This window comes from Marinobacter sp. ANT_B65 (assembly GCF_002407605.1).
GTDB lineage: Bacteria > Pseudomonadota > Gammaproteobacteria > Pseudomonadales > Oleiphilaceae > Marinobacter.
In genome coordinates this window covers 570,413-588,052 of sequence record NZ_NXGV01000001.1, presented here as the reverse complement: position 1 = coordinate 588,052, position 17,640 = coordinate 570,413, and the positions used below count along the sequence as shown (strand labels likewise).

18 protein-coding genes are annotated in these 17,640 nt (G+C 53.5%); 11 read left to right on the top strand and 7 right to left on the bottom strand.

Going from position 1 to position 17,640, the window contains the following annotated elements:
* Nucleotides 1-25: 25 nt before the first annotated feature.
* Nucleotides 26-1,906: a methyl-accepting chemotaxis protein gene (locus CPA50_RS02855; RefSeq protein WP_096780954.1), complete on the bottom strand. Its 1,881-nt coding sequence runs from the start codon at nt 1,904-1,906 to the stop codon at nt 26-28.
* 279 nt (nt 1,907-2,185) lie between these two features.
* On the opposite strand from CPA50_RS02855, the gene CPA50_RS02850 reads away from it, so the two are divergent.
* The 7 genes from CPA50_RS02850 to CPA50_RS02820 all read left to right on the top strand — a co-directional run bounded on the left by CPA50_RS02850 (nt 2,186) and on the right by CPA50_RS02820 (nt 10,761).
* A complete protein-coding gene (locus tag CPA50_RS02850) occupies nt 2,186-4,618 on the top strand; it encodes a response regulator (protein WP_096780953.1) in 2,433 nt (810 codons plus the stop codon).
* Between the two features lie 316 nt (nt 4,619-4,934).
* The gene (locus CPA50_RS02845) at nt 4,935-6,191 is read left to right on the top strand and encodes a glycerophosphodiester phosphodiesterase family protein (RefSeq protein ID WP_096782307.1); all 1,257 of its coding nucleotides are present in this window, start codon (nt 4,935-4,937) and stop codon (nt 6,189-6,191) included.
* Between the two features lie 163 nt (nt 6,192-6,354).
* Nucleotides 6,355-7,299: a phosphate/phosphite/phosphonate ABC transporter substrate-binding protein gene (gene phnD / locus CPA50_RS02840; RefSeq protein WP_096780952.1), complete on the top strand. Its 945-nt coding sequence runs from the start codon at nt 6,355-6,357 to the stop codon at nt 7,297-7,299.
* 93 nt (nt 7,300-7,392) lie between these two features.
* A complete protein-coding gene (gene phnC, locus CPA50_RS02835; RefSeq protein WP_096782306.1) occupies nt 7,393-8,211 on the top strand; it encodes a phosphonate ABC transporter ATP-binding protein in 819 nt (272 codons plus the stop codon).
* On the top strand, nt 8,208-9,017 hold the full coding sequence (gene phnE, locus CPA50_RS02830) for a phosphonate ABC transporter, permease protein PhnE (RefSeq protein ID WP_096780951.1): 810 nt from the start codon (nt 8,208-8,210) through the stop codon (nt 9,015-9,017). Before phnC ends, phnE (CPA50_RS02830) begins: the two co-directional genes overlap by 4 nt.
* The gene (gene phnE / locus CPA50_RS02825) at nt 9,014-9,823 is read left to right on the top strand and encodes a phosphonate ABC transporter, permease protein PhnE (RefSeq protein ID WP_096780950.1); all 810 of its coding nucleotides are present in this window, start codon (nt 9,014-9,016) and stop codon (nt 9,821-9,823) included. Before phnE (CPA50_RS02830) ends, phnE (CPA50_RS02825) begins: the two co-directional genes overlap by 4 nt.
* Before the next feature lie 20 nt (nt 9,824-9,843).
* A complete protein-coding gene (locus CPA50_RS02820; RefSeq protein ID WP_227519467.1) occupies nt 9,844-10,761 on the top strand; it encodes an HAD-IIA family hydrolase in 918 nt (305 codons plus the stop codon).
* 25 nt (nt 10,762-10,786) lie between these two features.
* On the opposite strand, the gene CPA50_RS02815 is transcribed toward CPA50_RS02820, so the two are convergent.
* The 3 genes from CPA50_RS02815 to CPA50_RS02805 all read right to left on the bottom strand — a co-directional run bounded on the left by CPA50_RS02815 (nt 10,787) and on the right by CPA50_RS02805 (nt 12,719).
* Nucleotides 10,787-11,794, bottom strand: coding sequence for a zinc-dependent alcohol dehydrogenase family protein (locus tag CPA50_RS02815; RefSeq protein WP_096780948.1), 1,008 nt, complete (start codon nt 11,792-11,794; stop codon nt 10,787-10,789).
* Nucleotides 11,795-11,949: 155 nt separating this feature from the next.
* Nucleotides 11,950-12,414: a DUF1456 family protein gene (locus CPA50_RS02810; RefSeq protein ID WP_096780947.1), complete on the bottom strand. Its 465-nt coding sequence runs from the start codon at nt 12,412-12,414 to the stop codon at nt 11,950-11,952.
* 2 nt (nt 12,415-12,416) lie between these two features.
* The gene (locus CPA50_RS02805; RefSeq protein ID WP_096780946.1) at nt 12,417-12,719 is read right to left on the bottom strand and encodes a DUF6172 family protein; all 303 of its coding nucleotides are present in this window, start codon (nt 12,717-12,719) and stop codon (nt 12,417-12,419) included.
* A 149-nt stretch (nt 12,720-12,868) separates the two neighbouring features.
* Here CPA50_RS02805 and CPA50_RS02800 point away from each other — a divergent pair, with 149 nt between their 5' ends.
* The 4 genes from CPA50_RS02800 (at nt 12,869) to ehuA (ending at nt 15,493) form a co-directional block, all read left to right on the top strand.
* Nucleotides 12,869-13,192: a hypothetical protein gene (locus CPA50_RS02800; protein WP_096780945.1), complete on the top strand. Its 324-nt coding sequence runs from the start codon at nt 12,869-12,871 to the stop codon at nt 13,190-13,192.
* A gap of 145 nt (nt 13,193-13,337) precedes the next feature.
* Nucleotides 13,338-14,003, top strand: coding sequence for an ectoine/hydroxyectoine ABC transporter permease subunit EhuC (ehuC, locus tag CPA50_RS02795; RefSeq protein ID WP_096780944.1), 666 nt, complete (start codon nt 13,338-13,340; stop codon nt 14,001-14,003).
* A gap of 3 nt (nt 14,004-14,006) precedes the next feature.
* Nucleotides 14,007-14,678, top strand: coding sequence for an ectoine/hydroxyectoine ABC transporter permease subunit EhuD (gene ehuD, locus CPA50_RS02790; RefSeq protein WP_096780943.1), 672 nt, complete (start codon nt 14,007-14,009; stop codon nt 14,676-14,678).
* An 8-nt stretch (nt 14,679-14,686) separates the two neighbouring features.
* Nucleotides 14,687-15,493 (top strand): ectoine/hydroxyectoine ABC transporter ATP-binding protein EhuA, encoded by an 807-nt coding sequence (gene ehuA, locus CPA50_RS02785; protein WP_227519466.1) that lies wholly within the window; start codon nt 14,687-14,689, stop codon nt 15,491-15,493.
* Between the two features lie 13 nt (nt 15,494-15,506).
* Here ehuA and CPA50_RS02780 read toward each other — a convergent pair whose 3' ends face one another.
* The 3 genes from CPA50_RS02780 to CPA50_RS02770 form a co-directional block, all read right to left on the bottom strand.
* Nucleotides 15,507-16,355, bottom strand: coding sequence for a transporter substrate-binding domain-containing protein (locus CPA50_RS02780; RefSeq protein ID WP_096780941.1), 849 nt, complete (start codon nt 16,353-16,355; stop codon nt 15,507-15,509).
* Between the two features lie 118 nt (nt 16,356-16,473).
* Nucleotides 16,474-16,896, bottom strand: coding sequence for a Replicative DNA helicase (locus CPA50_RS02775; protein ID WP_096780940.1), 423 nt, complete (start codon nt 16,894-16,896; stop codon nt 16,474-16,476).
* Nucleotides 16,897-16,933: 37 nt separating this feature from the next.
* A complete protein-coding gene (locus CPA50_RS02770; RefSeq protein ID WP_096782305.1) occupies nt 16,934-17,575 on the bottom strand; it encodes a DsbA family oxidoreductase in 642 nt (213 codons plus the stop codon).
* Nucleotides 17,576-17,640: the final 65 nt, after the last annotated feature.

Sequence of the window (17,640 nt, the reverse complement as noted above, 5' to 3'; positions counted from 1 at the left end):
CTCAACAGCAATATGTCAGTGAAAACTAGATGTTGAAGCGCCGTGTGCTTTCTGCAATCACGCTGGCCTGCTCAGACAAGCGCTGATTCTGTCTGCCAAGCTCTGTTCCAATAGCTTGTGTTTCGGCACTTTGCCCACGAATCTCCTCCATTTTTTTCGCGATGTCTTCTGTGGTGACGGAAATCTCCTCAACGGCAACAACAACCTGATCCATTTCCGAGTTAAGGGTATTGATGGAACGGGTCACCCCACCCATAGCGTCCGCAATCTGCGACGCATGGTGCTCACCTTCTTTGGCAATCTCAAGCCCGTTATTCACCAGGGTGTCCATGCTGGCGGTCTGCAGGTTGAGTTCATCGATAATGGCGACAATGTTGGTGGTGGCGGCAACGGTTTTTTGCGCCAGGGTGCGCACTTCGTCGGCCACTACAGAAAATCCGCGTCCGGCTTCTCCGGCCCGGGCTGCTTCAATCGCAGCATTCAGCGCCAGCAGGTTAGTCTGATCAGCCAGGCTGTTGATTACGCCAATAATGCCAGAAACCTTGGAGCTGGCCTGGTTAAGCAGTTTGACATGGCCGTGGGTATCCTGAATCAGGCCTGACAGCTGGCGTATGGAGGTCACGCTGTCTTCAACCACGCGGGCTCCGGACTGTGCCGACTCGTTGGCGGACTGTGTAGAAACACCCACCTGCGAAGTGCGCTCGGCAACATCATTCAAGGTGACGGATATTTGTTGACTGGCGGTGGCTGCCAGAATGGTTTGGGATTCAACAGTTTCACTGTTCTGCGCCAGTCGGACCATGGTTTTTTCGAGCTCGCCATGAACCTCGATCAAATCCCGGGTGCCAGCAATGGACTCCCGCATCAGCGTGCCGATGTTATCGATCATCTGGTTGGTGGCTCTGCCCAGAATGTTGAATTCATCGTTAGGGTTGTCGCCGAGTAACAACTTCTTGCTGAGGTCACCCTCCGACACCCGCGACAACAACTCACCCACCCTGTTTAACTGGCTGACCAGAGCCCGGGAGGTGAGGAACAAAACCAGAGCCAGCAAAGGAGCAAACAGCATAATGGAACCGACACTGACCATCTTGGCCGAGGCTTCGGCGCTTTCGGCACTCTGTATAGTGCGGGCAATAAGGCCGGACTGCAGTGATTCACTCTGCGCAATAACAGCCTGCTGCAAGCTGTCGCCGGCTTGCGTGGCACCGTCTGAAGCGGCTGCGATCTGCTTCAGAATCGCATCAGCCTGACCGAATACATCACGGTATTGCCTCACACTTTCGCCAACCACATTGTCCTGCCAGTCAAACTCTACAACAATGTCCTCCAGCACCGAAACGGCCTGGCTTGCGCGCTCTGCCAAGGCAGGGTCGCGAGCAGTAATGTAAGCATTATTGGTGCTGCCGATTTCACGGATAGCATCATCCACCAGGCTCAATGACAGCTCCCGGAGTTGCACCATAGCTTTAGCGAGTTCCTGGCGAACCCCCGCGGCGTCGGACAGGCCAAGTGCATTCATCTTCTCGAGCCATTCCCGACGCATTGCCACATAGCGTTCAGTATCCGCATGAATGGATTCGGCGAAGCGGATACTCTCGGGGTCTTCCAGCAGCCCGGCCTGACGTCGCAACGCTTCAGCATCCGATGCGAGCTCATCCAGCTTCGCCAGAAATTCGTTCTGGTTATCCTCAGAGAGATAATTCAGATCGTTTTCTACAGAGTTCCATTTGGTGGCAAGCTGACTGGCGCTGTTTTCATAGCGGGACACTTCATAAATGGACTGGTAGGAGGATGAAACTGTTTCCAGCCCCCAGAAAATTGCCCCGGCAACAATGGTCAGCCCGGTGAATGACCCGATGATGAGCAACAGAAACTTCTGGCGCCAGGAAAGATTAAGCTTCACGGAAATTCTCCATTATTATTAGTAGCAAAGAAGCGTATAAGAAAACGACATATAAGCCAATATCCCGACCCGGGCAAATACTGGGATCGGCTCGTCAGCAATATGATATCGACATCATGAAGAATAACTTGAGCTTCTCCAGCGACCTCGCTGGCGTTGCGACACTTTCCTGAAAGGGGAAATTTAAGATAGGCTTCATAATCTCCTGTCGGGAAAATGCGGCCGCCTGATAACTGCCCAACTTGCCCCGGGAGCCACTCACTGTAAAGGAGGTGCGGAATGTCAGGGACCAGCTCAGGACAGAAGTTCCAGGAACTCAGAAGCAGGTACATTAGCGGTCTGCCTGACCGGATGGGAGAACTCAGAGATTCCTGGAGCCGGCTCGTACACGTCAGCTGGAACACCAAAGCCCTGGAGTTCATGTACCAAAGCGCTCATAAGCTGAACGGCAGTGGCGCTACCTTCCAGTTTCCTGACATCACCGATACAGCGAGAACGCTGGAAGAGCAGCTACAGGCGTTACTGGCAAAACCTGATGCCTCTGCCACAGAGCGACAGGAAGTTGATAAAGCCCTCAGTGCTCTGGAACGCGCCATCGAGGCGGCATGTCAGACCATCCCTGGCCAGGATACGCCAGTCACTGTGTCGGAATCTGTCATGGAGAAGCGCAATGCCTACCGGATCGCAGTGGTTGAAGATGATCCGGATCAGGCCGCACACCTGAAGAACTGGCTGGAACAACAAGGTTATTCCGCTGAAGTATTTGAAAACCCGGACACCTACACCCAGCGGACCGACGGCCATTCCTGTCATCTGATTTTACTGGACATCAGCTTTCCCCAAGGCCCGCTGGAAGGCGTCGGGTGGCTGGAGCGAATGAAATCCCGGGCGGGCGAGAACACTCCGGTGATCATGATGTCCTCCAGGAGCGACATGGTGGCCCGGCTGCGAGCGCTAAGAGCCGGCTCCGACATCTACCTGACCAAACCTATCGACATGGGTGTACTCGAAAAACGCATTCAACAGTTGCTGGAGAACACCGCTTCAACACCGCCAAGGGTGCTATGGGTAGACGACGATACCGACCTTCTCGCCTATTACCAGTCGATGTTAAGCGAAGAAGGCTATGAAGTTGAAGGGCTGAGCCAGCCAGTACGCATTCTGGAACGCATCGAAAAATTCCAGCCAGATGCTATCGTGCTGGACCACGACATGCCCGGCTGCCAGGGAATGGAGCTGGCCAAAGTGCTTCGGCAGGATGCCCGGTACATGACCATCCCTATTCTTTTTGTGTCAGCCTCTCCTGGAAGCAAAGAGCTGTTCGAGCAGCAGAGTATCGCAGGCAACGACTATTTCCAGAAACCGCTGAACAATGAACTTTTCCTGAGTTCACTGCACCGTCATCTGATGAACGCCAGACTTATTTCGGCAAGAATCAACCTGGTAAGCCAGCGTAAAGAACCCCTTAGTCTGCAGAACCAGGACTACTTCCTGACAGAGCTCGTGGATCTTCTGGCCAGAATCGAGAGCGATCAGGAAGGCCTGACCCATTACCTCATTCAGGCAAGCATAGACCGGCGTGAGTACCTGCGGGCGCAATATGGGGTCAGGGCCATGGCCAACCTGAATGCACGAATGGAAAAACGTTTTGCCGAACTGCTTGCTGTTGAGGATTCGGGTTGTGCTCTTGGGGGCGGGAAATTCCTGTTTCGGGTAACAGTTTCTGCCGCTGATGATGGCAAGGGTGCCCTTGAGCGCTTCCATCACAGGCTGAACAACCCCGCATGGACCTTCGAAGATTCCACTGACCCGGTTACCCTGAGCCTCGGCGCGCTAACCCTGAACCAGACTATGGACGAAGACAAGGCGCTGATGGAGGTGGATAAAGCCTGCAGCGAGGCCATGCAGTCGGGTAGCAACAAGCTGGTATGGCAACAGGCTACCGTACGTTCAACCGAATCAAAATTCGACGACCGTATCAGAGAACTGGTTACGGCACAGGCCTTCAAGCTTCATTACCAGCCCATAGTGAACATGGAAACCGACCACACGGTTTTCGAAGCACAAGTGCGACTGATGGACGAGGATAAAGCAGTATACCTGCCCTGGCAGTTCCTGCCGGAGCTGGCTCAAAGCGATCGAGGCCCATTTTATGAGCTGGACCGCTGGGTAATCCAACATGCCATTGAAGACCTTGCACATCTGGAAGGCAAGGCGTCTGCCAGCCACTCTATAAGCATAAAACTATCCTCTCCCATGGCTGATGTGGAGCGCCTGCTCACCACACTCAGCACGGCGATTCGCAACGCTCGCATCAAGGGCGAGCGCCGCATCTACCTGGCCCTCTCGTGCCCGACCGTATTAAAAGACGTGCCCAGAGCCAGAAAAATCGCAGGCCTGATTCAGAAAATGGGCTGCGGGCTGATTCTGGAGCACATTGACTCAGCATCAACCTCTGTGGAGCTTCTGAAAGAACTGGGCCCCGTGGACTTCGTGAAACTGGAGCCAACACTCGGCGCCAGCGCCCAGCATACTGCGGAGCTGGAGGACCTATTGCTTCAACTCAAGGCTGCTCTCAGTTCCAGCCAGAAAATTGTGGTTACCGGCGTAGAGGACGCCAAAGCACTATCCTGGTTCTGGGAACACGGTATTCGAAACTTCCAGGGGTACTTCATTCAGGAGCCAAAGGGGGCCATGAGCTACGAGCTATGATTCGTTGTGGCCACCGCACTCTCCCTGCCGTTCCTTTAAAGGTTCTGGATATTTGAAGGCTGTGCTATCAAGCATTCAAGCCTGACTGACCCGATCAATCCGAAGCTCCCTTCAGAATTCTGGCAACCTCTCTTGAGATTTTTGGCATCTGACATTGCGCCCAAAAAAAAGAGCCAGGTGGTGAACTGTCATCAGACGTTAATTAAGCGCAGGCAATATTAGCGCCTGTACAGTTCCAGATTTATAAACCACCTCATTCCCGCCGACTAAAAAGATGCTGAACCAAAACCAAGAGATCCAACAGAAGGGCCCTATTATGAAAATAGCGTTTGTATTGCCTCTGATCATCGGCACCCTGACTATGTTATCCGGCTGCAACGATAGCGATAACAGTGCCAGCGTGCCCGAAGCGAGTACTCCCGATAACAACCAATCGCTGGTTCAGCTTGGACCCAGACCTTATTTTCTGGTTGACGATATGGATGAAGGTGAACTGAAGAGTGCGCTGCAGGCCTGTGAGTCCATGCCCCCGTCCTCGACCACTTTTTCCATTGCCCACCGGGGCGCGCCATTACAGTTTCCTGAACATACCCGCGAATCGTATGTAGCAGCCGCCAAAATGGGGGCCGGAATTATTGAGTGCGATGTTGCCTTTACCAAAGATCGGGAACTAGTCTGCCGCCACGCTCAGAATGACCTGCACACCACCACAAACATAGTGGCCGTGCCGGAGCTGAACGCCAAATGCACCAAGCCTTTCGTGCCCGCAGATCCGAACGCAGGCACAAAGGCCGAAGCTGAATGCCGCACCAGTGACATTACGCTAGCTGAGTTCAAGACGCTCCGGGGAAAAATGGATGCGTTTAATGAAGATGCCACTACCCCTCAGGAATATCTTGGCGGCACCGCCGATTGGCGCACGAATCTGTATGCCACTGAAGGCACCCTGTTAAGCCATCGCGAAAGCATCGAACTGATTAAAGAGTTAGGCCTTAAGTTCACCCCCGAACTGAAAACACCGGTGGTCGAAATGCCTTTTGAGGGTGACTACACGCAAGAGGAATATGCCCGGCAGATGATCAATGAATACATCGCTGCAGGAGTAAGCCCCGAGGATGTATGGCCACAGTCATTCCTGTTGGATGATGTCGTATTCTGGGTAAATCAAATGCCTGAGTTTGGCCGCCAGGCTGTATTTCTGGATGAAAAAAGTAACGACCCGGAAAACATATCTATGGCGTATATGGAGAGCCTCACCCAGCAAGGGGTTTCCATTCTGGCACCAGCACTTTGGAAAATGCTGGATCTGGACGCCCATCAGAAGATTGTTCCGTCTGAATATGCACTCAACGCCAAGACAGCAGGCCTTGATTTGATTGGCTGGTCATTGGAACGCAGCGGGCCATTAAATGAAGGTGGTGGCTGGTATTACCAAAGTATCAACGATGCCATTAACAACGACGGCGACATTTATACAGTGATTGATGTGTTAGCTCGGGAAGTGGGTGTAATAGGCATTTTTTCAGACTGGCCTGCGACCACCACTCACTATGCCAATTGTATGGGGCTTTAGAAGTCTCACTCAGTCGTATTCATCTGTTCAGCCGATCCCTCCAGGTTAAACGAGATTGCGTGGCACAGACTTTTGGGTTCAATCCCTTGTCGGTGTCACGTAACCATAACAATCTCTGATTAATATCTGGCTAATGAAGATTTCATGGCCCAAGGACAAACACATGAATAAGTTGATAACACTGACATGCGCAGCCCTGATGACGCCGGTGCTCGCGCAGGGCGCATTCAAACTGGACTCCCGATATACGGATCAGGACGGCGATCTGATTGCAGACATTCCTGCCAGGTCGGAGCAAGTCGACCCTTCCACCCTGATTTTTGCTTACACACCGGTGGAAGACCCTTCAGTCTACGCTGAAGCCTGGTCCGATTTCCTCGACTACCTGTCTGCGGAAACCGGCAAAAAAATCCAGTTCTTCCCGGTTCAGTCCAACGCTGCGCAAATCGAAGCCATGCGTGCCGGCCGCCTTCACATCGCTGGTTTCAATACCGGTTCGAACCCGATAGCCGTGGCATGTGGCGGCTTCCGTCCGTTCACTATTATGGCGTCTGCTGATGGCTCTTTCGGCTACGAGATGGAAATTATTACCCATCCCGACTCCGGCATTACCAATGTAGAGGGGCTGCAAGGCCGCGAACTGGCCTTTACTTCTGAAACCTCGAATTCAGGCTTCAAAGCACCCTCGGCCATCCTGAAAGCGGATTACGACCTCGTGCCCAACAGGGATTTTACTCCGGTATTTTCCGGAAAACACGACAACTCCATTCTCGGCGTTGCCAACAAAGACTATGACGCCGCCGCGGTCGCCAACTCTGTCATGTCCCGGATGCTTAACCGGGACGTCATCAGTGAAGACCAGATTGTATCTCTGTACAAGTCCCAGACCTTCCCCACTACCGGATACGGCGTCGCACACAATCTGACACCAGAACTGCAGGAAAAGATCCAGCAGGCGTTTTTCTCCTTCGACTGGGACGGCACGTCCCTGGAAGAGGAGTTCTCCAAGTCTGGTGAAGCTCAGTTCATCCCGATAACGTTCAAGGAACACTGGGAAGTCATTCGCAAGATCGATGATGCCAACGGCGTGGTTTACAACTGCCGCTAAAGGCTCAGAACGCACCCCTTCGTCAGCGGGCTGGCCATGTCGCAAGATGTGGCCGCCCCGCTGTCTTTTTTTTATCAGCCATGGCAGCAAACTGTGCTTGAACTCAAAGCCTTGTCAAAAACCTATAAAACCGGAGACCGGGCACTGAGTGATATCAGCTTTTCAGTGCCTGCAGGTCAGGTTGTAGGCCTGATTGGTCCCTCTGGTGCAGGCAAATCCAGCCTGATCCGGTGCATCAACCGCCTGGTTGAACCCAGTTCCGGCAGCGTCTGTCTCGGTGAAACAGAACTGACCACTCTTAACGGCCGGGCTTTACGTCAAGCCCGCCGGCGTATCGGTATGATTTTCCAGGAATATGCCCTGGTTGAACGCCTTACAGTAATGGAGAACGTATTGTCGGGCCGGCTGGGCTATGTCTCCGGCTGGAGGTCTTTTCTGCGCCGGTATCCGCAGACTGACATTGATCAGGCCTTCGGCTTGCTGGACCGGGTGGGGCTTAGCGAGCACTACAACAAGCGTGCAGATGAACTCTCCGGCGGACAGCGCCAGCGTGTGGGTATTGCCAGGGCCCTGGAGCAGAATCCGGAACTGTTGCTGGCAGACGAGCCCACCGCTTCGCTGGATCCGAAAACCTCCCGCCAGATCATGCGGCTGATCCAGAGCGTTTGCAGGGAAATGAACCTGCCGGCCATCATCAACATCCACGATGTGGTACTCGCCCAGAACTTTGCTGACCGGATCATCGGGTTACAGGCCGGCCAGGTGGTATTTGACGGCCCGCCCTCAGCTTTGTCCCACGACGCACTGACCCGCATCTACGGCGCCGAAGATTGGGACCAGGTGCAACAGAACAATGAGTCACAAAACGACGAAGTTCTGTTCAGCAACACCCAAGCGCTGGAACGATCATGAGCGGAGAAGTCACGTCTTCCCGAACCTGGAAGCGCCCCCCGGTACTGCTGAAAAACCCGGCCTGGCGCTGGACCATTCTGTCTGGCACCGCCATCTATCTGTTTCTGGCGATCAGTTCAGTGGAGGTCGACTGGTTTCGGGTTTATGAAGGTCTTGAGCGCGGCTGGCGATTCATTCAAGGGTTTCTGTCTCCGGATTTCAACTCTCGCTGGCGGGACATACAGGCCGGGCTGATTGAGAGCCTGACCATGACGCTTACCTCCACTGTGGCAGGCGTACTCATCTCCGTGCCGATCGGCATTGGTGCGGCTCGCAACCTGGCTCCGGCGCCTGTCTATATGCTTTGCCGGAGCATCATTACAGTATCGCGCTCATTTCAGGAAATCATTATCGCGATCCTGCTGGTTGCCATGTTCGGGTTCGGGCCGTTTGCCGGGTTCCTTACGCTGACATTCGCTTCCATCGGATTCCTTTCCAAGTTGCTGGCAGAAGAAATCGAAGATTGCGACAGCGCCCAGATCGAAGCCATTCGTGCCACCGGCGCTGGTTGGTGGCAGGTAGTCAATTATGCGATCCAGCCCCAGGTGATGCCGCGGCTGATCGGGCTTTCCCTGTACCGGCTGGACATCAATTTCCGGGAATCTTCTGTCATCGGCATTGTAGGTGCAGGCGGTGTGGGGGCCACTCTGAATACAGCCATTGACCGCTACGAGTACGATTCGGCTGGAGCCATTCTGATCATCATCATCGCTATTGTACTAGTGGTGGAATACTCCTCATCCTACATCCGACGGTGGGTACAATGATGCCCGGAGCAGATACACAGACCTGGAGATTCCGCAGCTCCAAACAGTACCTGATGCGTTGGATTGGCTGGTTCTGGCTGATAGCGCTGACAGTGTTCTGCTGGAACCTTATGACCGAAAACACCATCTGGGCCTTCGTAGCGGACGCACCAGGACAGGCATCAGACATCGGCGGCCGTATGCTTCCCCCACGCTGGGGCTACCTCAATGATCTTTGGCAGCCGCTTTGGGACACACTGAACATAGCAACCCTTGGAACGCTGATTGGTGTGATCATCGCGATACCCGTAGCCTTCCTGGCCGCAGGTAATACAACGCCAAGCCGTCACTTCGTGCGCCCCCTGGCCTTGCTGATCATCGTGACCTCACGCTCAATCAATTCGCTTATCTGGGCGCTGCTGCTGGTAGCCATTATAGGCCCGGGGCTTCTGGCCGGGATTATTGCTATTGGTCTCCGCTCTGTGGGCTTCGTCGCCAAGCTGTTGTACGAGGCCATTGAGGAGATTGACGAGAATCAGGTGGAAGCCGTACGGGCAACAGGGGCCTCAGGTATACAGATAATTGACTACGGGATTGTCCCCCAGATCCTGCCGGCTTTTTGCGGCATTTCGGTCTTTCGCTGGGACATTAACATCCGCGAGTCGACTATTCTCGGGCTGGTAGGCGCAGGAGGTCTGGGCCTGCAGCTTCAGTCATCCCTGAGCACGCTGGCATGGAATCAGGTAACCGTGATATTCCTTGTTATTCTGGCCACAGTGATCGCTTCAGAGTGGGTGTCAGCCAAAGTTCGGCAGGCCGTGCTCTGATGACATATCCAAAGCCACATATGAAATCACCTTCAACACCTTGGGCATTTGATGCCTATCAGCGTATTCGTCCCCGGCTTCCGGTACCTGTTTCTACCTCCATTACACCCGAACTGGTGCCTTCGCTGGAGGCAATTGCAAATCGCTTTGATGGTTTTATCTTCGATGCCTTCGGTGTGCTCAATGCTGGCGAAATGGCCCTACCTACGGCAGTTGCCCGCTTCCGTGACTTGCAGGCGATGGGCAAGCACTGCCTGGTGTTGTCCAATGCCGCTACCGCGCCACAACAGCAGTTGGTGCAGAAATACCGTGACCTCGGCTTTCCAGTCACACAGGATCAGTTAATTTCCAGTCGCATGCTGGTGACCGACGCTCTTGCAACCGAACCGGAGCGAACATGGGCCGTTATGGCCCCTGCATCGGCGCACGCCGACCAACTGCCCTGTCGTAGCTTTGTCATCACAAGGCAGATTGTGCAAGCCAGCCGCGAGAAACTCGATAGCGCCGATGCCATATTAATGCTGAGTTCCGAAGGATGGACCGAAGAACTACAGCATGGCCTGATCGACAGCTTACGCCGCCGTTCCCGCGAGGTCTGGGTAGCAAACCCCGACCTCGTGGCTCCCCGTGAGAACGGTCTGTCTCTGGAACCAGGACACTATGCTCACCACCTCATAGATTCCACAGGCCTGGCCCCGGTGTTTTTCGGCAAACCCTTCAGCAATGCCTTTGAGGCAGCCAGAAGCAAATTGGCTCACATACCGGCTTCCAGATTGCTTATGGTGGGAGATACCCTGCACACGGACATTCTCGGCGGACGCTGCGCCGGCATCAGCACAATGCTGGTGACAGCGCACGGAGCGCTCAAAGGCATGGATGTGAATGCCTGCATTGCAACATCGGGCATAGTTCCGGATTTTATCGCCCCGGAAATCTGAAAAGCTGTGAGAAAGGCCGTATCCTCTAAAACTCCAGACAAATCTTGCCGAAGTGCGCGCCAGATTCTTCATAGCGGAAAGCATCTGCAATTTCGTCCAAAGAGAATGAACTGTCAATTACCGGATGCATATCGTTGGCCTCAATGGCGCGAATCATTTCCTGCTGCTGAGCCCTGCTGCCAACGATCAGACCTTCCAGGCGGGCCTGTTTGGCCAGCAGTTTAAGGGTGGGAACATCGCCCGCGACACCGGTAAGAATACCAATCAGCGAGATATGGCCACCAATACGGACGGCGTCAATGGATTCCGGCAAGGTACCGGGGCCACCCACTTCAATAACGTGATCCGCTCCCTGGCCGCCGGTCAGTTCCAGCACCCGCTGGCCCCAGGCCGGCGTGGTTTTGTAGTTGATGGTTTCATTGGCCCCCAACGCCTTCAGGCGCTCAAGCTTTGTATCGGACGATGAAGTAGCAATCACCCGGGCCCCCATCATCTTTGCAAACTGCACGGCAAAAATGGAGACGCCACCAGTGCCCAGGGTAAGAACCGTATCACCGGCTTTCAGATTACCGTTTACCACCAGTGCCCGCCACGCGGTAAGCCCGGCAGTCGTAAGCGTCGCCGCTTCTGCATGGCTGTAGCCTTTGGGGGCATGGGTAAAACCCCGGGCCGGGCCGACTACCCGTTCCCGGGCATAGCCATCGACCCCATCGCCGGGCGTGGTACTGAAATTATCAATCGGTGCTGGCCCGTCAAGCCAATGAGGAAAGAAGGTTGAGACGACATGATCACCTACTGCAAACTCGCTCACGCCTTCGCCGACCGCCTCAACCACACCCGCCCCATCCGCCATGGGGATGCGGTTATTTGCGGTTGGCAGTGCTCCGACAACCACAGCGTAGTCGTGATAGTTCAGTGAATTGGCGTGAATCCGCACCAGGATCTCGTCCGGGCCCGGTTCGCCGGGCTCCTTGCCCTCGGTTACTTTGAGCTGGTCCAGTCCGAATGGGTGGGATACTGTTGCGAGCTTCATAGGCAGGCCTCTGTTACTGATTGGATGCGCAAGAATCTGGACATAGCGCGACCCTCTGGATGAGTGTCTTTCCAATTTTAGTCAGCCGGCTGCATCGGACAATGGTACTTGAGTACCCTTGTTGTTGCCGGAAAGCTCTCAGTCTCCGCTCCCCTCTATAAGCGCTTCCTGTAGCGTTTTTCCATTCCATCAAGGATATTGCGCAGCAATTGGTCCAGGCATTCCCGATAGTTTTGATGGCCAGGGCGTCGGAATAAAGCGCTTAATTCATGCTTGCTTAAAGTAAAGCCATTCAGTTCAAGGATCTCAAGCAAGTCGTCCGCCTGCAGGTTCAACGCGATTTTCAGCTTCCGCAGCACAACATTGTTGGTCAGTACCGCTTCCGGCACCGGTATTTCCGGGCTTTTAGCCCCCCGGTTCTTTATGATCAGCCCATTCAGAAAGCGGATAAGCTTTTCATCCGGGCACAATACAAACCCGGGCTCTCCTTCACGCGCCAGCCAGGCAGCCAGTTCGGGCTTACTACCCTCATGCCCGCCCAGTTTGAATATAGAAACCATAAGCTGATCGCTATAATCGAAGATATAACGCACCCGGCGCAAGATATCGTTATTGTTGATAACTAGTGCTCCTGTCCAGGCGAGGTTCCACCAGTTGTCACAGCTTTCGCAGTAATCTCCACGTAAATGGTCATGATGTTGTTTGCAACAAGGTCATCGATTTTTTCCATTACCGATGACAGTTCCACCTCAACAGCCGTTTCTTCAGACTGCCCGAATTTGCAATCGAAACCCCAATATTTAGCACCGGACGGCAGGGGTTTCTTGCGTTCTTTTTTGAGGAATTTTCTGATCTCGTGCTTGACCGAATCTACGACGCGAGGCACTTTGATTTTTGGATGGTCTAACTTGAAGGTCTTCTTCATTGTGATCCTGCCGGGCTGGGAAAAGTCTATTGGCACGCAGTGTAACATGTAGCAGCCAGGCCAGGCCTTGCAAGTCGCTTCAGCGGCCAGGGTTGGGCTACCATGGCAGGCATCCTCCAACAATTCACCCTCAGACTGGTCAGAATCGAATGTCCGAAGATCCCCTCAAAGTCCTGTCCGACATGGCCAGCGACGCTCACGCCCGCATCCAGGCGGCCCACCAGCACATCAACCCGATAGTAGAAGTACGTAGGGGGATGCGTGATGCCGGCATTCCTGCTGACGTAATGACCCTTGACTGTTTACGTACCCGCAGGCGCATCACACTCATTCTCCACGACGAGCAGCCGGGGCTTCTGCTCTATCAGTTTGTAACCATTGAAGATGAAGCCGGAAACGATTTTAAACAGATGGCGATTTCTGATGTAAATACAGACACTTTGTTTGCATGGATGCAGGATTATTTTGGCTGAACCCAAAGTGCTGACCAGCTCCGGGCCTGCTTTTTTCAGTGTCACAAAAGCTTAGACGCCGAATCATTAGAGCAGTAACGTTTACTGCCGAATTTATGTAACAATAGGGAGATCTATTGCAGAGGGCCAGAGGCCACACATAACGATGCCCTATCGCGATTTCCTTGTAACCTACAGTGACCGTTTCATCGACGGTACGCTGATAACACTGGGACAGTTCGGACTGGCAGTTCTCGTGGCGATTTTCGCAGCACTCATCTCGGGTCTGATGAAAATGGCACATTCAAAAACCGTACGCGCTGCCGCTACCGTTTATATAGAGCTTTTTCGCGGCACGTCGCTGCTGGTTCAGCTTTACTGGTTTTACTTTGTTCTGCCACTCTTTGGTTTCACTCTGGAAAAGTTCACCGCAGGCTTTCTTACGGTGGGGCTTTGCTATGGCGCCTACGGTGCCGAGCTGGTCCGCGGCGCAATCCAGTCTGTACCCAGAGGCCAGTGGGAAGCCGCGCAGGCACTGAATATGTCACCAGCCCAGCGCATGCGACGGATTATCCTGCCGCAGGCACTGGTCACTATATTGCCGCCCTGGGGCAACCTGATGATCGAGATTCTGAAAGGCACAGCCCTGGTCTCCCTGATTTCAGTCGCCGACCTGATGTTTGAAACCCGCCAGATCAACAACAACACATACCTTTCAGCTCAGGCGTTCGGTACCGCACTTATTATCTATTATATTTTTGCGCGGTTTATGCTGACACCCATCATGCGCTGGCTCGAAAGGGTCATGGCTCGCAAAATCGGACGAACCTGAATCATGCTCGACTGGAAACTGGATTTCACCTGGGAAATTCTGCCCCGCCTGATCGTCGCTGCAGGTAATACAATGCTGGCCGCCGGTGGCGGCTATGTTATAGCCGTGATACTCGGGCTGGTGTTTGCTCTTGCGCAACGCACGCCTTCGCGCACACTGACCTTCGTGGTGCGCGAACTGGTGGAATTCGTGCGTTCAACGCCACTGTTGCTGCAGATCTTCTTCATTTACTACGTTGGCCCCCAGTTTGGCCTGCGTCTGTCACCCTGGACAGCGGGCCTTATCGCCATTGGTCTGCACTATGCTGCGTACCTTTCTGAAGTTTATCGGGGTGGTATTGAAAACGTACCCAAGGGCCAGTGGGAAGCGGCCCGGGCCATCAACCTGTCAACCTCCCAGACCTACCGCCGCATTATCATCCCGCAAGCCCTTCCTCCGGCACTTGCAGGCATGGGCAACTACCTGGTTGGCATCCTCAAAGATACGCCGATGCTGTCCGTAATCGGGGTGGCTGAACTGATGCACACTGCCAACTCTATTGGCGCCGATAACTTCCGCTACCTGGAACCCTACACTCTCGTCGGCCTTATTTTTCTTGCTATATCACTGCCAACCGCCTGGTTCATCCGGCGATTTGACAAGGCATTGCGCCGCAAAATGGGACTGACCAGATGAAACATGATATGAGCCAATACCCACTGAAACTTGAGGGCGACAAGGTGCCCATGGTCCGGTTTCAGAACGTGACCAAAAAATATGGCGAACTGACCGTACTCGACGGGCTGAATCTGGATGTCACAGAAGGCGAGATGGTAACCATAATCGGGCCCTCGGGTTCGGGCAAAACTACCGTTCTGCGCATGCTGATGACACTGGAAACAATCGATAGTGGTGTAATCTATGTAGACGGAGAACCGCTCACCCACATGGTGAAAAACGGTCGCCTGGTACGCGCCAATGCGGCTCATCAGCGCCAGATGCGAGCCAAAATCGGCATGTGTTTTCAGCATTTCAACCTGTTCCCCCACATGACAGCACTTGCCAACTGCATGGAAGGACCAGTGCATGTTCTGGGCCTGTCAAAAGAAGAAGCCAGGGAACGGGCGCTCGAACTTCTGGACATGGTTGGCATGGCAGGTAAGCGCGATCAGCACCCATCGAGGCTTTCCGGTGGGCAGCAGCAAAGGGTTGCCATCGCCCGCGCGCTCGCTATGCGTCCAAAAGTGATGTTATTTGACGAGGTAACGTCGGCTCTGGATCCGGAAGTTATCAGCGAAGTTACCAGCGTGATCCGCAGTCTGGTCGACCAACACAACCTGACTATGCTGATGGTGACTCACCAGATAGGCTTTGCACGGGAAATTTCTGACCGGGTTTGTTTTTTCTTCCGTGGAAAGATTGAGGAGCAGGGAGCGCCGGAAATACTGCTCGACGCCCCCCGGAAAGAACGCACTCAGCAGTTCCTGAGTGCGGTTATGAGCGCAAATTAGGCCAGGGGCCTGATTAGTCAGACTTGCAGGCAGCTTCGGTGGTCTGTCCTGTAGGCAGAAACGCCTTGATGTACTCATCAGGCGTAACCGTTGCCATCATTTCATCAGAGCCCATGTAGTCTTTCAGGGCTTTGTTGAACGCCTCACGAAACGCACTGTCTTCAGGGCGGAAACCGATACCAACAACCTGCTTCTCACGGCCCACGAAAACCTCAGGGTCTGAGATATCGAAATTTTCATCCATATCTGCAGCGTGCTTGGCTTCCAGAACATTAATAGGAACAGCATCGGTACGACCTGCACGCAATGCAGCCAGAGCTTCTGTTGTGCCTGGTACTTCCATGATGTTGCTGGAGGGAACGCCGGCATCTCTGGCATCCGCCAACGTGTTGTAACCCGAAGGCGCAACCATCGTAAGTTTCTGGTCAATCAGATCCTGATAGGTTTCAAGATTTTTGGGGTTACCCTTGGGTACTACAAACGTATCACCAAAAGCGCCAATAGGATCCGAAAAATCCATATTTTCACATCGCGCCTTAATGATATACATCCCACCCGTGACAATATCCACCCGGCGTGCTTTCAGGCTGGGAATCAGGCTGGACCAGTCGGTCAGGACCGGTTCGATGTTGGTGTAACCCATGCGTTTGAGTACATCAACAGCTATACCATTCACAAACCCCCTGGCTGAACCATCATCACCCGCGTAGGCCCAAGGCGGCGCGGCTGCAAACCCCAGACGGATTGTCTCGCCGGATTCAATACGATCCTCCAGCGTACCTGCCTGAGACAGACTGGTCACACCCACAACACCCAACACCAGCGCTAACGTTTTAGCACATGTATTTTTTAATAATCTCACTAATATACCTCAGTTCAAGCTCATCACATGATGTACAACCATTATGACATACATTCATAAGACGCGGATCACGGGGCCTGGTCACACCCGGTGATTCCTGATTCCTGGCTTATAAAAACTAGTCAGCCAACAGCCTTTCAAGCAGATCATCTATTTCATTTTTAAATTCTTTGTCGTCAATTTTGTTCGCATGTGTTTTAGCATCCTGAAGGTTTTTGATAGCTGCATCGGTTTGACCTGATTCAACCTGCAGCGTTGCCATGGAAAATGCGATCGACGCCATATGATCTTTCGCATTGATAGCAACGGCTTTATCCAGGGCTTTTTCGTAACCTTTTAGAGCCTCGTCCAGATCTTCTGTGAAGTCTGCAAGTGTTTCCCATTGTTCCGGGTGGTCTGTATCGGTGTTTTCGTTGTCGATGCAAACAGACTTCAACTCTGCATAAAGCGAATCAAATGCTGCTTTATCAGCTTGTTTATCAGCCTCCATCAGCTTCTCAGCCAGGGCATAGACGGATTTATATATTCTGGTATTAATCATTACTCATGACCTTTTCTTACAGAAAGCAAAGTGGATTTCAATCCGCGCCAATCTCCTGCAGCGCCTGCACCAGAACATCGGGCTCCTGGGCTCCGGCAATGAGGTACTTGTTGTTGATTATGAACGCAGGCACCGCCGTTATACCTGCCTTGTGATATTCAGCCTCATCCTCACGCACCGCACGGGCATACTGATCCGAGTCCAGCACCTCCTTCGCTTTCGCTGAATCCAGCCCCAGATCCTCAACACACCGGAGAAGAACGTCGTGGCTGGAGACGTTATACCCTTTGCCAAAATAAGCGTCGAACAGCGCCTGCTTGAGGCCAGTTTGCTGGCCCTGCTCGCCGGCCCACTTAACCAACCGGTGAGCATCAAAGGTATTGCAGGTTAATCGCTCCTGCAGCTTCCCAAAGTTAATGCCCAGCCCCATCGCGATCGCCATCATCTGATTCTGGGTTGCTCGCGCCTCTTCCTCGCTCTTCCCGTACTTTCGGGCCAGAGCGGGCAGAATAGGCTCACCCTCACCACTGTGATCCGGATTCAGTTCAAACGCATGCCATTCAATGCTGAATTCATACTCTGGCGCCAGTTGCGCCATCGCCTTTTCCAGGCGCGCGTAACCAATGGCGCACCACGGGCAGGCGATGTCGGAAACAATATCAATCTGTATCTTTTTCATAGCAATTCCCATTTAAATAGTTCTATAAATCCAGATAAATCAAGCGCCAACCACCGCCACCCGCT